Consider the following 12,805-nt stretch of genomic DNA (forward strand, 5'->3'; position numbering starts at 1 on the left):
TTGACAATCTTCTAATCAGCGTTGCATGCTGCTGCTGGTTACTTCGACAGATTTCTAATCAACCGATCGGAGACGACGATGAGCGACAGCTGCTGCGGCACCACCACCTCACTCGAACTGGAGCGCCCCCTGAGCGCGGGCGACACCGGCGCCCTGCCCGTCGTGGTCATCGGGGCCGGCCCCGTCGGCCTCGCCGCCGCCGCGCACCTGGCCGAGCGCGGCATCGACTTCCTGGTCCTGGAGGCCGGCGACCGGGCCGGGGCCTCCGTCGCCCGCTGGGGGCACGTCCGGGTCTTCAGCCCGTGGCGCTACGACGTCGACGCCGCCGCCCGCCGCCTGCTCACCGCCTCCGGCTGGACCGAGCCCGACCCCGACTGGCTCCCCACTGGCGCCGAGCTGATCAGCGACTACCTGGCCCCGCTCGCCGCCCTGTTCGGCGACAAGCTACGGCTGGGCGCCCGCGTGTCGGCGATCAGCCGCCTGGGCTACGACCGGGTGCGGACGAGCGGCCGGGAGGACGTCCCGTTCCTGATCCGCCTCGGCGACGGCGAGGAGATCCGGGCGCGCGCGATCATCGACGCGTCCGGCACGTACGCGACCCCCAACGTCCTGGGCGCGAGCGGCCTGCCCGCTCACGGCGAGGCGGAAGTGGCCGTCGACCACGCCCTGCCCGACGTTCTCGGCGCCGACCGCGACACGTACGAGGGCAGGCACACCCTGGTCGTCGGCGCGGGACACTCGGCCGCCACCACCCTCCTGGCCCTGGCCGAGCTGCCGGACACGCCGATCACCTGGGCCATCCGCGCCGGGAGCGCCGCCCGCGCCTACGGCGGCGGCGACGCCGACGCGCTGCCGGCACGCGGCGCGCTCGGCACCCGGCTGCGCGCGCACGTCGACTCCGGCCGCATCCGCCTGCTGACCGGCTTCTTCACCCACCGCGCACGGGAGGGCGCCGGCGGCGTCGAGGTGATCAGCCGCGACCCGTCGGGCGCCGAGCAGTCCGTCACCGTGGACCGGATCGTCAGCGCCACCGGCTACCGCCCCGACCACGCCATCGCCGCCGAGCTCCGCCTGGACCTCGACCCGGTCCTCGGCTCCACCCGGCAGCTCGCACCGCTGATCGACCCGAACCGGCATTCGTGCGGCACCGTCCCGCCGCACGGCGTCGACGAGCTCGCGCATCCGGAGGATGGCTACTACGCGGTCGGCGTCAAGAGTTACGGGCGCGCGCCCACGTTCCTGATGGCGACCGGCTACGAGCAGGTCCGCTCGGTGGTCGCGGCGCTGGCCGGCGACTGGGAGGCCGCCCGGGACGTACGGCTGGACCTGCCCGAGACCGGCGTGTGCTCCTCCGGTCTCGCCGAGGCCCAGGAGCAGCGGGTCGGCCTGGCCACCGGCGTCGGCGGCGGCCTGCTGCCGCTGGCGACCGTGGGCGCCTCCGCCGGGTCCGGCGGCTGCTGCGGCTGAGCGCCGGGCCTCGCCGTCCTGCCATCGCCTATCATTTAGACAGGTTTCAAAGCAGGAGGTGCCGTCATGACCGCCAACACGACAGCGGCGTGCTGCGCGCCGATCGCGCGGGAGCCGCTGGCCGAGAGCGACGCCGCCGAGCTGGCGGGCCTCCTCAAGGCCGTCGCCGACCCCGTACGGCTGCGGCTGCTGTCGATGATCGGCTCCCACGCGGGCGGTGAGGCGTGCGTGTGCGACCTGACCGACGCCTTCGACCTGACCGCCCCCACGATCAGCCACCACCTGAAGGTGCTGCGCACCGCCGGGCTCATCGACGGCGAGCGGCGCGGCACCTGGGTCTACTACCGGATCGTCCCCGAGACGGTGAACAAGCTGGGCGCGCTGTTCGCCCCGCTGGCCGAACCGGAGCTCGTCACCGTATGACCGCACTCTCATGACAGCACCGTCGGCCGTGGCTGAGGTCGTCGTCATCGGGGGCGGGCAGGCGGGGCTCGCGGCGGGCTACTACCTGCGGCGGGCGGGCGCCGACTTCGTCATCCTGGACGCCCAGGAGGCGGCGGGCGGCGCCTGGCGGCACGCCTGGCCGTCGCTGCGCCTGTTCTCGCCCGCGCAGTACAGCTCGCTGCCCGGCCGCATGATGCCGATCCCGGCCGACGGCGGCTATCCGGACGCCGCGCATGTCGTCGCCTATCTCGCCGACTACGAGCGGCGCTATCGGCTGCCCGTGGTCCGTCCCGCCGCCGTCCGGGCCGTTCGCCGTGCCGCGGACGGCCTCGTGGTGGAGAGCAGCGCGGGCACCTGGCGGGCGCGCGTCGTGGTCAGCGCGACGGGGACCTGGTGGCGGCCGTACATCCCGCACTGTCGCGGCATGCGCGACTTTCGCGGCGAGCACCTGCACACCGCCGGATACCGGGGGCCGGAGCCGTTCCGGGGCAGGCGCGTGGTGATCGTGGGCGGCGGCAACTCGGCCGCGCAGATCCTCGCGGAGGTCTCGCAGGTCGCCCACACCACCTGGGTCGCGTCGCGCCCGCCCCGGCTGCTGCCCGACGAGGTCGACGGGCGCGCGCTGTTCGCGCTCGCCACGCGCCGCCATCAGGCGATCGCGCGCGGGGAGAGCCCCGTGAGCATTGGCGAGCTGGGCGACATCGTCGCCGTACCGCCGGTACGCGAGGCGCGCGACCGCGGCGTGCTGAAGGCCGAGCCGATGTTCTCGGCGATCACCCCCGAGGGGGTCGTCTGGGCCGACGGAAGCACGGCGCCGTGCGACGTCATCGTGTGGTGCACCGGGTTCCGGCCCGCGCTCGGCCATCTGGCGCCGCTGCGGCTGCGCGGCTCCGACGGGCTGATCGCCACCGACGGCACCCGCGCGCGGGGCGAGCCTCGGCTGCACCTGCTCGGGTACGGCGACTGGACCGGCCCGGCGTCGGCCACGCTCATCGGCGCCGGCCGGACCGCGCGGCACCTGGTGGCCGAGATCACCGGCTGATTCGATCCTCGTCTATCTTGACGTTCTTCTAATCAGTGTGAGAGTGTGGCCGCTGTTTAGATGTCCATCTAACTAGGAGATCATCATGACCACTCAGCTCAGCGGCGGTTTCATCGGCGACCTGAACGACGCCTTCGCCCCGGCCGCCGCCGGAGGCTGTTGCGGCAGTACGGCCGCCGCGACCGAGACGGCCACGACCTGCTGCGGCAACGCCCCCGCCGACGCGCAGGACGGCCCCAGCGACAGCTCGACCGGCTGCTGCGGATGACCTCCACAGCCAGGCGCGCCGTCGACCGGGTGTCGGCGGCGCGCATGCGGGCCACCGTGCACGAGCTGGCCGCCGACCGGTACGCCGGGCGGCGCGTCGGCACCCCCGGCGGCCGGGCCGCCGCCGCCTGGCTGGCCGCCCGGCTGCGCGAGCTGGGCGGCGACGTCCGGCTCGACGGCTTTCCCGTCGCGGACGTGCGTGACCTGTACGCCACGCCGGTCCTCGAATGGCACGACGGCGGGACGACCCGGCTGCGGCATCGCCGGGACTTCGCCGAACACCTCGCCTCCGCCGATCTGCCCACCCCGCACACCGCGCCCCTGGCGCCCTCCGCCGAGGGTGACCTGCGCGGCCGGTGGGTGCCGGCCGCGCCCGGCGGCTGGGCCCGCGCCTGCGACCTCGCCGAGGCGCAGGGGGCCGCCGGGGTGCTGATCGCGCGCGGCACCGACGCCGAGGGCTGGATGCCCAAGATGATCGCCGGGCCGCCCACGCGCGGCGTGCCGATCCTCGCCGTACGCGCCGACCTGCACCGGCGGCTGGCCGACACCGCGGCCGAGCGTCCCGTCCAGGTGACGGCATCGGCCCCACTCCGCCGCCTCGACACCCACGGGCTGAACGTCCACGCCCACTTCCCCCGTGACGGCAAGCCGGGGACACACGCCGGCTCCCCGTGGACCACGGACGACGAGCCGGGAGCGTACGCCGGCTCCCCGCGCACCACCGGCGGCGAGTCGGGAGCGCACGTTCTCGGTCCGGGCGGCGGGGTGGGGGTTCGGGTGCTGTTGACGGCGCACTATGACGGCGTCGGCGATGACCCCGGCGCCCGGCTGCCCGCCGCCGCCGACAACGCCTCAGGCGTGGCCGCGGTCCTGGAGGCCGCCCGCGTCCTCTCGACGAGCCCGGCCGCCTCCCGCGTCGAACTGTCGGTGGCGTTCCTGGACGGCGAGGAGGCCGGCGCCCGGGGCTCGGCGCACCACGCCGCCACGCTGCCGGAGGACACGCTGGTGATCAACCTGGACGGGGCGGCCGAGCTGCACCAGGCCGCCTCCGTCGAGGCGGGCGGCCCCGCCCACGCCCTGCTCGCCACCCTCGACCAGGCGGGCCGGCTGACCGGGGTGCCGCTGCGCGCCGGCGCCATGGCCTCCGACAACCGCCGCTACGCCGCCGCCGGGCTGCCCGCCGTCGGCATCGGCATGGGCATGCCCGGCTACCAGACCCCCGCCGAGACGCCCGATCGCGTCCGGAACGACACCCTGCTGGCCGCCGCCCGGCTCCTGGTGGCCACCGTGGAGCTGCTGGCCCGGCGTGGGTGACGCTCAGTCGGGCAGCAGCTCGCCGACGAGCTTCTCGACCCGGGTACGGATCTCGTCGCGGATGGCGCGTACGGCCTCGATGCCCTGACCGGCGGGATCGTCGAGCTGCCAGTCCTCGTAACGCTTGCCGGGGAAGACGGGGCAGGCGTCGCCGCAGCCCATCGTGATCACCACGTCGGAGGCCCGCACCGTGTCGGCGGTGAGGATGCGCGGCCGGGCGGCGCGGATGTCGATGCCGGCCTCGGCCATGGCTTCGACGGCGACCGGGTTGAGCTGCTCGGCCGGCGCGGACCCGGCGGAGCGAACCTCGATCCGGTCACCGGCCAGGTGGGTGAGCCAACCGGCGGCCATCTGGGACCGCCCGGCGTTGTGCACGCAGACGAACAGGACACTAGGCATGGACGATCTCCTCGCTGCGGAACAGGCGGCGCCCGGCCAGGCTGACGTAGACCAGGGCGACCAGGACGGGCACCTCGATGAGCGGGCCGACGACCCCGGCCAGCGCCTGGCCGGAGGTGACGCCGAAGACGCCGACCGCGACCGCGATGGCCAGCTCGAAGTTGTTGCCCGCCGCGGTGAAGGCCAGCGTGGTGGCCCGCTCGTACCCCAGGCCGATCGCCTTCCCGGCCAGGAACGAGCCGCCCCACATGAGCGCGAAGTACGCCAGCAGCGGCAGCGCGATGCGGGCCACGTCGCCGGGCCGCGCGGTGATCGTGCCGCCTTGCAGGGCGAACAGGATGACGACGGTGAACAGCAGGCCGTACAGCGCCATCGGGCCCACCCGGGGCAGGAAGCGGCTCTCGTACCAGTCGCGGCCCTTGACGCGCTCGCCGAGCCGGCGGGACAGGTAGCCCGCGACGAGCGGGACGCCGAGGAAGACGAGCACGTACTGGGCGATGTCCCAGGTCGACACGTCGAGCCCGGTCTGCGCCAGGCCGAGCCAGCCAGGCAGCACGTCCAGGTAGAACCAGCCGAGCGCGCCGAACGCGACGACCTGGAAGAGCGAGTTGAGCGCGACCAGGACGGCGGCGGCCTCGCGGTCGCCGCAGGCGAGGTCGTTCCAGATGAGCACCATCGCGATGCATCGGGCCAGGCCGACGATGACGAGCCCGGTGCGGTATTCGGGCAGGTCGGGAAGGAAGGTCCAGGCCAGCGCGAACATCAACGCCGGGCCGAGCACCCAGTTGAGCACCAGCGAGGCCGCGAGCATGCGCCGGTCGCCGGTGACGGCCCCGACGCGGTCGTAGCGGACCTTGGCCAGCACCGGGTACATCATCAGCAGCAGGCCGAGCGCGATCGGCAGCGAGATCCCGCCGATCCGCACCGCCTCCAGGGCGGCGTCCAGCCCCGGGACCAGCCTGCCGAGCAGCAGTCCGGCCGCCATCGCCGCGATGATCCACACGGGCAGGAGCCGGTCGAGGACCGGCAGCGCGCCGATCACGCCCGGCGGGGACGAGGCGGGCCTCATGCGACGACCGGCACGTCGAGCAGGGCCGACAGCTCGCCGAGCGCCTCGGGGACCAGCCGGTAGTAGACCCAGGAGGCGCGCCGTTCGCTGGTGAGCAGGCCGACCTCCTTGAGCACCTTGAGGTGGTGGCTGATGGTCGGCTGCGACAGCTCGAACGCGCCGGTGATGTCGCACACGCACACCTCGCCGCCGTCGTGACTGGCCACGATCGACACGATCCGCAGCCGTACGGGATCGCCCAGCGCCTTGAACACCTGGGCCAGCGCTGCCGCCCGTTCGGCGTCCAGCGGCTCACGGGCCAGCTGCGGGCTGCACCTCACCGGCACCCCTTTCGTATCGATGGTTATCGAAGTCGACTGAGGTCTATATTGACACACATCTATCCATGCTGGACAGGGGGGTCGGCGCTGCTGCGGCGTTCCAGCATCAGCACGTCCCGCCACACGCCGCGATGGCAGCCGAGGCGTTCGCGGGTGCCGACCACGCGGAAGCCGAGCGCCTGGTGCAGCGACAGGCTCGCCGCGTTCTCCGGGAAGATCGCCGACTGGATCGTCCACACGCCCGCGTCCTCGGTCGCGGCGACGAACGCCGACAGCAGCGCCCGGCCGATGCCGTGCGCCTGGCAGCCCGGATGGACGTAGACGCTGTGCTCGACGACGCCCGAATACACCTGCCGTGAGGAGACCGGCGAAGCGGCCACCCAGCCCACGGCCTCCCCGGAGTCGACGTCCACCGCCACGTAGCGCAGGTGCCGCAACCTGCCGGCGTTGAAGCCCTCCCAGCTCGGCGCGACCGTCTCGAAGCTGGCCTCCCCGGTGTCGAGGCCCATCTGGTAGATCGCCAGCACCTGTGGGGCGTCGGAGTCCCGCATCGGCCGGATCTCCAGACCGGGGCCCACGGGCGGCTTGACCGCCTGGATGATCGGGCTGGACACGTCCTGACCGTGATCGGTCGCGGGTGCGATCCGGATGCTGACGAACCCGGCCGCCGCCAGGAGGGTGACCGCGCCGGTGACCGCATCGGCGGTCATGGCGGCGGTCGTGGCGGTCATCCCGAAGCGGCCGCCCGGCCGCAGCACCCGGAACGCCTCAGCCACCGCCTTCTCCCCGCCACCGGGCAGACCGCCACAGACGACGACGTCGACCGACTGGCCGGGAAGCGGGATCCCTTCGACGCCGCCCCGCAGGAACCGCACGTTGCCGAGCCCTGCCCGCGCCGCCTCCCGCCGCGCCCGCTCCATCCCGTCCGCGCCGCCGTCCAGCCCGTACGGGAGGCCGTCCGCCATCACGTACGCCGTCCCGTACGGACCGACCCGCTGGGCCGCCGGCAGCACGTCGAAGCCGCCACCGGTACCGAGAACGCCGCCGCCGGAGCCGAGAACGAGCACGCTCTCCCCCGTCCGCGGCAGCACGCCTCCCTGCCCGTCCGCGCTCTCCTCACCCATGACCGGCGTCCCTTCACTCACAGGCGGGCGCGGCGGGCACGGGATTGCCCATGACCACGTCGGCCGCCGTAGGGAAACAGCTCACGCAGGCTTCGTTGATCCGGTAGAGGCTGGACGTGCCCTGCTTGTCGACCAGCACGAACCGCACGTCGGCCAGAATCTTCAGGTGGTGCGAGACGGTGGACTGGCCCACTCCGGAGGCCAGCACGATCTCGCCCACGCTCATCGGCGCCCGCCTGCGGGCCAGCAGGGAGACGAGCTGGATGCGCGTCGCGTCCGCGAGCGCCTTGAACCAGCTCGCGTACTCCTCGGCCTCGGCGCGCGGCAGGGACTCATCGTTCGTGTTCATCGAACATCGACGATAGACGATGAAGCGTCGGAAGGGAAGACCGGCTCAGTGCTTCTTGCGGCGCAGTTCTTCGACCAGTTCGGCGTACTCCGCTTCGGAGGAGGCGAACTTCGTGATTCCGTTCTTCGGGTCGGTGGTCACGTAGTAGAGCCAGGGTCCGGAAGCCGGCTTCAGCGCGGCTCGGATGGCCTTCTCCCCCGGGTTGCCGATGGGACCGGGCGGCAGTCCGGCACGCCTGTAGGTGTTGTACGGCGACCGGCTCCTGAGATCCTCGCGCCCGGCGCGGGCGCCGTACTTGCCCAGGCCGTACAGGACCGTGCTGTCCATCTGCAGAAACATCTTCCGGTTCAGCCGGTTGTGGATGACCCGGGCGATCTTGGGCATGTCCTCGTCCCGGCCCGCCTCGGCCTGGACGATGCTGGCGATGGTCACGATCTCCAGCGGCGTCCTGCCGGCACGCCTGGCCCCCTCGACCAGGCCGGCGCCGTCGGCGGCCACCCCGAACCCGGCCACCATCGCCCCGAGGATCTCACCCGCGCTCGCGGTGGGCGCGAACGCGTAGCGCCCGGGGAAGGCGAACCCTTCGAGCCTCCCCCGCGCGTAGGACGGCAGCCCGAGCGCGCTGCCGTCCTTGGCAGCCTTCTCGAACTCCGCCACCGGCCTGCCCGTGCGCGACGACAGCATCTCGAAAAGCCGCGCGACCCGTACCCCCTCCACCACCGTCACGGTGACAGCCCGCGGGGCCTCGGACGCCGCGTTCAGCGGCCCGGCGACGGCCTCACCGGGGGCCCGCGACGACATCCCCTGCACCACGACCACCGATCCGACGGCCAGCACGGCGACGGCTGACGCCGCCACCAGGGCGACGCCGCGGCGACGAGGCCGGGAGCGGTCGTGGGCCACCAGGAACCGACCGGGCGCGGGCGGCCGCTCCTCGTCGGCCATGTCGGAGAGCGTTTCACGCAGCAGGTTCTCGAGGTTCATCGGAACTCCCTCACGGTGGTCAGTTCAGGCGCCGTCTTCTTCAGGCGTTCCAGCGAGCGGTAGATCTGGCTGCGTACCGACCCCACCCTGACGCCGAGCAACCGCGCGATCTCGGTCTCGGAGAGGTCCTCGAAGTAGCGCAGCACGAGCATGGTCCGCTGCCGGGGCGTGAGCCGGGACAGGGCCGCGCGCATCACCAGGCGAAGATCCACGACGTCGGCGTGCCCGTCGCCGCCCTGGTCAGGCAGCCGGCCGGTGGACACCTCCGCGACACGTGAGCGCCGCCGCCACCAGCTCACCTGCTCGTGGTACATGGCCCGGCGCACGTATCCCTCGATGGCGCCCGGATCACGCAGACTGCGCCACTTCGCGGCCGTCTTGACCAGGGCCGACTGCACCAGGTCCTCGGCGGCGTGCCGGTCACCGGTCAGCAGGTACGCCGTACGGAACAGCGCCCCCGACCGGTCGACCACGAACTGCCGGAAGTCCGCCTCAAAGCCTGGATCCACCCGTCCTCCTCGCGACATTCACCGGCAAGGACGCGGGCGGCGCCTTGATCTATGCCTGAACCGCCAAGATCCCCGCCAACAGGACCCTCACCCTTCCCGGCTCCTGTACGTGGCCCTCAGCTCGACCAGCTTCTCCCTGGCCACCTCGTCCAGGGCCCGGCGCTGCTCCGGGTCCTCCTCCCAGGTGGCCTCCGCGCACAGGACCCTCGCCGCCTCGTGCGGCTCGGCGTCACGCACCACGTACCAGACGGTGTCGCCGGTGCCGCGCCTGTCGTGATCGCGGCGCAGGACCGTGACGATGCCGGAGACGAGGATCTGCCTGGTCCACGGGTTCCTGGCCAGAACCTGCCGGTCCACGGTCAGCCCGCCGTCCATGAGCTCGCCACCGAGCAGGTCGTCCTCCCACCGCCACACGCGACGGCTCACACCCGGTGACACGTACGGGGCGCCACGACCTTCGACGGGCACCGAGAACGTACGGGCGCCGCTGCGGCACAGCTCCTTGGCGATGCGCTCGCCGTCGGCGTACTCACGCAGCCGATCCTCGCCCGGGTCCTGTCCGGACAGCGGGCCGAGCCGCGCCTGCTCGGCGTAGTAGCGGTCGACCAGCGGATCCGTGAACCGCCCCGCACGCGCCCGCGGCGGGGTGCAGGAGGCCACGGTGAGATCCGCGCCGTCCTCGATGTCGAGCCCGCCCCCGCGCAGCAGCTCGTGAACGGTGACGCCCGCCTCCTCGGCCTTACGGCTCACCCTGCGCAGCCATCCGTCGAACGTGTCCAGATCCGGGTCCGGGCGCAGCGACGCCCAGTCCGCCACCGCCGAGACCGGCACCGGCGCCTCCCGCCGCGCCGGCGGCTGCACGAGCTGCTCGGGTTCGAGGTCGATCGAGTAGTACAGCACTCCCCGCGCGATATAGGAGAACGGCGCCGCATGCGTGATCGGGTCGAAGACATCCCGGATCGGCCAGATCCTGAGCAGCCACGCCTCCTCACACTCCCCCGTGCCATGCCCGTCGCCCGGCCGCGGCTCCCGCAGGTACATGCGCACGCCGTACTCGAAATGCGGCGGCCCGATCAGGAAGTCATGCCCCCTGCCGTCCATCATCGTGACGATCGAGACCACGCCGCTCTCCGCGACGAACGTCGCCGAACTGACCGGCGTCCACGAGTCGTCCGCGGGCTCCGGCTCGGCGTCCCACGACTCCAGCCGCACCCCGGCGATGAAGTGGTGCATCTCATCGGTGGGCGAACCCCACGACGGCAGGTCGGTGCCGTCCAGCCCGAACGTGTCGTACTCGACGTAGACCTCGTCGTCGAGCGCCCGCAGCAACTGTGCCATGCCCACGCCTTCGCGTTGTCGGTGATCACCCTGGCTCGGCGGAGTATGGCTCACCGCACCGACAATCCCCGCCCGCGCTGCGCCGTTGCATACACTCGGCCTCTTCCGCCGGGCACCCGAGGAGCGTGACCGCATGAGGCATTACAGGAACGGCCGTGCCGCGTCGGTCGTCGCCGGTGCGTACGCCGGCCTGGTGCTGCTTCTCGGCGTGGCTTCCGCGGTGATCCCGCTGACCGTCCAGGACCCGATCCTGCTGTCCGGCGTCGCGCTCATGCTCGTCACCTTCCCTCTCGGGCCGATCGTCTGGTGGGGATGGGACCTCGTCCCGCCGCAGATGGCGAACCCCGTACTGCTCATAGCGATCCTCACCGGAGCCGGTTTGCTGCAGGTCTATCTGATCTGGCGCCTCATGCGCGGTCCCGCCCGCCCCCGCCCGCCGGGGCTTCGGAACGGGTCGGGCCGGCCATGAAACGCAGGCCCTTGCCGGCCAGACGCTCAGGCAGCTCCTCCGGACCTCGCGGCGCGGTGTCGGGCAGCAGGTAGTACTCCTCCAGGATGGCGCGGGCGGTGTCGTCGTCGCTCACCGCGCAGTCCCACACCACCTGCTCGCCGTCGAGCGTGACGTCGAAGGCGAAGAACCCGCAGCACGCCTTCTCCAGCGCCGCCAGATCCGGCCAAGCCGAGTTCCTGGATGGCGTGCAGGCGGCCCAGCCATTCCGACAGCTCGCTGAGCTTGTTGAAGTTCAGCTTGAGGTGCGTGAGAGTGGTGTACGCGGCCAATTCTGCCGGCAGGCCGCGGAGCTCCAGGGTGGAGAGGTCCAGGGCGGGAGCGCCGTCGAAGCCGGGCGTCCAAAATCTCTAAGTTCACAAGAGGCTCGCAATCAGGGAGCTCCGATCGCCGCGGGCGCCGGGTGGGGTCGGCGGGAAGCTCGTGGCACGAAGCGGGCGCGACCGGTCGGCCTGGTAGTGCGTCATGGGCGAGCTCCCTGTTCCTGGGCAGCGGGCGCGGCGGCAGGGCGGCGGCGGTCGTGCCGCAGCGCGTAGAGGGCGATGAGCAGGCCGGTGACCGTGAGGGCCGCGGCCACCGGATAGAGGGAACGCGGCCCCGGCCCGTCGATGAGCCGCCCGCCGAGCCATCCGGCGATCGCGGCGGCGAGCTGGAAACCGGAGGCGTTGACGGCGACCGCCATGGTGGGCGCAGCCTGCGCGGTGGCCACCACCCGGGTCTGCATGCCCGGGATGATGGCGAACGCCAGAACGCCGAGCAGGAACCACAGCACGGCGGCCGCCCCCTGATGCCCGCTGACCAGCCAGCCCAGGGCCAGGGCGCCCGCCAGGACGGCCAGCAGAGCGGCGAGCGAGGGCAGGAGCGCCCGGTCGGCCAGCCATCCGCCCAGGAAGTTGCCCAGGACGGCGCCGGTCCCGTACACCAGCAGCAGCGCGGGCAGCGCCGTGCCGGGGAAGCCGCTGACGTCGGTTGCCAGGGGCGCCATGAAGGTGAAGACGGTGACGACGCCCAGGTTTCCGGCGGCGGTCAGCGCGATGGCCAGGATCACCTCCCGGCTGGTGAAGACACGCAGCTCGCCGAGGAGCGAGCCGACCTGCGGCGCGGGCCCGTCGGGGAAGGACCGCAGGACCATCATCAGAACAGTGGCGCTGAAGACGGCGATCGCGGCGAAGGTCGCCCGCCAGCCGAGGCTCTGACCGATGAAGGTGCCCAGCGGAGTCCCGGCGATCATGCCCAGGTTCATGCCGAACGTCAGCCGGGCCACGGTCGAGGCCTGCCTGCCCGCCGGAGCGGTGGACACGGCGGTGGCGACCGCGACGGCGAAGAAGGTGGCCACCACCAGTCCGGCGACGAAACGCCCGGCCAGCAGGATCGGATAGCTCGGGGCGACGGCTGACATGGCGTTGCCGGCGATGGAGGTGACGATGAGCCCGACGACGAGCGGCCGGCGGGGCAGCCGTGCGGTCAGCGTCGTGATCACCGGTCCGCCCACGATCATGCCGATGGCGTAGGCGCTGACCAGCAGCCCGGCGGCCGGAACGGAAACCGACAGGTCGCTTGCCACGTCGGGCAGGATCCCGGCGATGACGAACTCCCCGGTGGTCAGGCTGAGGACCACGAGCATGAGTGAGAAGACCAGAAGCGACATGGAGATCATCCCTGTACAGGCAG

General features: G+C 72.5%; 15 protein-coding genes. 6 read left to right on the forward strand and 9 right to left on the reverse strand.

Annotated elements, in window-relative coordinates; genetic code table 11:
• Positions 1 to 78 precede the first annotated feature (78 nt).
• From ACBI99_RS14965 to ACBI99_RS14985, 5 genes are all read left to right on the forward strand, one after another.
• On the forward strand, positions 79 to 1,467 hold the full coding sequence (locus tag ACBI99_RS14965; RefSeq protein ID WP_375072514.1) for an FAD-dependent oxidoreductase: 1,389 nt from the start codon (positions 79 to 81) through the stop codon (positions 1,465 to 1,467).
• 66 nt (positions 1,468 to 1,533) lie between these two features.
• On the forward strand, positions 1,534 to 1,890 hold the full coding sequence (locus tag ACBI99_RS14970; protein WP_219509240.1) for a metalloregulator ArsR/SmtB family transcription factor: 357 nt from the start codon (positions 1,534 to 1,536) through the stop codon (positions 1,888 to 1,890).
• A 10-nt stretch (positions 1,891 to 1,900) separates the two neighbouring features.
• The gene (locus ACBI99_RS14975) at positions 1,901 to 2,953 is read left to right on the forward strand and encodes an ArsO family NAD(P)H-dependent flavin-containing monooxygenase (RefSeq protein ID WP_375072515.1); all 1,053 of its coding nucleotides are present in this window, start codon (positions 1,901 to 1,903) and stop codon (positions 2,951 to 2,953) included.
• Positions 2,954 to 3,038: 85 nt separating this feature from the next.
• Positions 3,039 to 3,221, forward strand: a complete 183-nt coding sequence (locus tag ACBI99_RS14980) for a hypothetical protein (RefSeq protein ID WP_219509244.1) — start codon at positions 3,039 to 3,041, stop codon at positions 3,219 to 3,221.
• Positions 3,218 to 4,534, forward strand: coding sequence for a M28 family metallopeptidase (locus ACBI99_RS14985; protein WP_375072516.1), 1,317 nt, complete (start codon positions 3,218 to 3,220; stop codon positions 4,532 to 4,534). The genes ACBI99_RS14980 and ACBI99_RS14985 overlap by 4 nt, the downstream gene beginning before the upstream one ends.
• Positions 4,535 to 4,537: 3 nt before the next feature.
• On the opposite strand, the gene ACBI99_RS14990 is transcribed toward ACBI99_RS14985, so the two are convergent.
• From ACBI99_RS14990 to ACBI99_RS15025, 8 genes are all read right to left on the reverse strand, one after another.
• Positions 4,538 to 4,933: an arsenate reductase ArsC gene (locus ACBI99_RS14990; protein ID WP_219509248.1), complete on the reverse strand. Its 396-nt coding sequence runs from the start codon at positions 4,931 to 4,933 to the stop codon at positions 4,538 to 4,540.
• The gene (arsB, locus tag ACBI99_RS14995; protein ID WP_219509250.1) at positions 4,926 to 6,002 is read right to left on the reverse strand and encodes an ACR3 family arsenite efflux transporter; all 1,077 of its coding nucleotides are present in this window, start codon (positions 6,000 to 6,002) and stop codon (positions 4,926 to 4,928) included. The genes ACBI99_RS14990 and arsB overlap by 8 nt, the downstream gene beginning before the upstream one ends.
• Positions 5,999 to 6,322, reverse strand: coding sequence for a metalloregulator ArsR/SmtB family transcription factor (locus tag ACBI99_RS15000; protein ID WP_308125950.1), 324 nt, complete (start codon positions 6,320 to 6,322; stop codon positions 5,999 to 6,001). The genes arsB and ACBI99_RS15000 overlap by 4 nt, the downstream gene beginning before the upstream one ends.
• Before the next feature lie 59 nt (positions 6,323 to 6,381).
• The gene (locus tag ACBI99_RS15005) at positions 6,382 to 7,446 is read right to left on the reverse strand and encodes a GNAT family N-acetyltransferase (protein WP_375072517.1); all 1,065 of its coding nucleotides are present in this window, start codon (positions 7,444 to 7,446) and stop codon (positions 6,382 to 6,384) included.
• Positions 7,447 to 7,459: 13 nt separating this feature from the next.
• Entirely contained in the window at positions 7,460 to 7,795 is a 336-nt protein-coding gene (locus tag ACBI99_RS15010) for a helix-turn-helix transcriptional regulator (RefSeq protein WP_219509257.1), read from the reverse strand.
• A gap of 45 nt (positions 7,796 to 7,840) precedes the next feature.
• Positions 7,841 to 8,779 carry an endolytic transglycosylase MltG gene (mltG, locus tag ACBI99_RS15015; protein ID WP_375072518.1) on the reverse strand — a complete coding sequence of 313 codons (939 nt, stop codon included), beginning with the start codon at positions 8,777 to 8,779 and terminating at the stop codon, positions 7,841 to 7,843.
• A complete protein-coding gene (locus tag ACBI99_RS15020) occupies positions 8,776 to 9,288 on the reverse strand; it encodes a SigE family RNA polymerase sigma factor (protein WP_219509261.1) in 513 nt (170 codons plus the stop codon). Before ACBI99_RS15020 ends, mltG begins: the two co-directional genes overlap by 4 nt.
• Positions 9,289 to 9,375: 87 nt before the next feature.
• On the reverse strand, positions 9,376 to 10,626 hold the full coding sequence (locus tag ACBI99_RS15025; protein ID WP_357584572.1) for a hypothetical protein: 1,251 nt from the start codon (positions 10,624 to 10,626) through the stop codon (positions 9,376 to 9,378).
• Positions 10,627 to 10,759: 133 nt separating this feature from the next.
• Here ACBI99_RS15025 and ACBI99_RS15030 point away from each other — a divergent pair, with 133 nt between their 5' ends.
• A complete protein-coding gene (locus ACBI99_RS15030; RefSeq protein WP_375072519.1) occupies positions 10,760 to 11,095 on the forward strand; it encodes an SCO4225 family membrane protein in 336 nt (111 codons plus the stop codon).
• Between the two features lie 502 nt (positions 11,096 to 11,597).
• Here ACBI99_RS15030 and ACBI99_RS15035 read toward each other — a convergent pair.
• Entirely contained in the window at positions 11,598 to 12,782 is a 1,185-nt protein-coding gene (locus tag ACBI99_RS15035; RefSeq protein WP_375072520.1) for an MFS transporter, read from the reverse strand.
• Positions 12,783 to 12,805 lie beyond the last annotated feature (23 nt).

It is taken from the genome of Nonomuraea sp. ATR24 (assembly GCF_041950485.1).
GTDB classification, from domain to species: domain Bacteria; phylum Actinomycetota; class Actinomycetes; order Streptosporangiales; family Streptosporangiaceae; genus Nonomuraea; species Nonomuraea ceibae.

What these genes read in the sequence shown, in the direction of transcription:
- ACBI99_RS14965 (WP_375072514.1), top strand. Translation starts at nt 79, where the DNA reads ATGAGCGACAGCTGCTGCGGCACCACCACCTCACTCGAACTGGAGCGC.
- ACBI99_RS14970 (WP_219509240.1), top strand. Translation starts at nt 1,534, where the DNA reads ATGACCGCCAACACGACAGCGGCGTGCTGCGCGCCGATCGCGCGGGAG.
- ACBI99_RS14975 (WP_375072515.1), top strand. Translation starts at nt 1,901, where the DNA reads ATGACAGCACCGTCGGCCGTGGCTGAGGTCGTCGTCATCGGGGGCGGG.
- ACBI99_RS14980 (WP_219509244.1), top strand. Translation starts at nt 3,039, where the DNA reads ATGACCACTCAGCTCAGCGGCGGTTTCATCGGCGACCTGAACGACGCC.
- ACBI99_RS14985 (WP_375072516.1), top strand. Translation starts at nt 3,218, where the DNA reads ATGACCTCCACAGCCAGGCGCGCCGTCGACCGGGTGTCGGCGGCGCGC.
- ACBI99_RS14990 (WP_219509248.1), bottom strand. Translation starts at nt 4,933, where the DNA reads ATGCCTAGTGTCCTGTTCGTCTGCGTGCACAACGCCGGGCGGTCCCAG.
- arsB (WP_219509250.1), bottom strand. Translation starts at nt 6,002, where the DNA reads ATGAGGCCCGCCTCGTCCCCGCCGGGCGTGATCGGCGCGCTGCCGGTC.
- ACBI99_RS15005 (WP_375072517.1), bottom strand. Translation starts at nt 7,446, where the DNA reads ATGGGTGAGGAGAGCGCGGACGGGCAGGGAGGCGTGCTGCCGCGGACG.
- ACBI99_RS15010 (WP_219509257.1), bottom strand. Translation starts at nt 7,795, where the DNA reads ATGAACACGAACGATGAGTCCCTGCCGCGCGCCGAGGCCGAGGAGTAC.
- mltG (WP_375072518.1), bottom strand. Translation starts at nt 8,779, where the DNA reads ATGAACCTCGAGAACCTGCTGCGTGAAACGCTCTCCGACATGGCCGAC.
- ACBI99_RS15025 (WP_357584572.1), bottom strand. Translation starts at nt 10,626, where the DNA reads ATGGCACAGTTGCTGCGGGCGCTCGACGACGAGGTCTACGTCGAGTAC.
- ACBI99_RS15030 (WP_375072519.1), top strand. Translation starts at nt 10,760, where the DNA reads ATGAGGCATTACAGGAACGGCCGTGCCGCGTCGGTCGTCGCCGGTGCG.
- ACBI99_RS15035 (WP_375072520.1), bottom strand. Translation starts at nt 12,782, where the DNA reads ATGTCGCTTCTGGTCTTCTCACTCATGCTCGTGGTCCTCAGCCTGACC.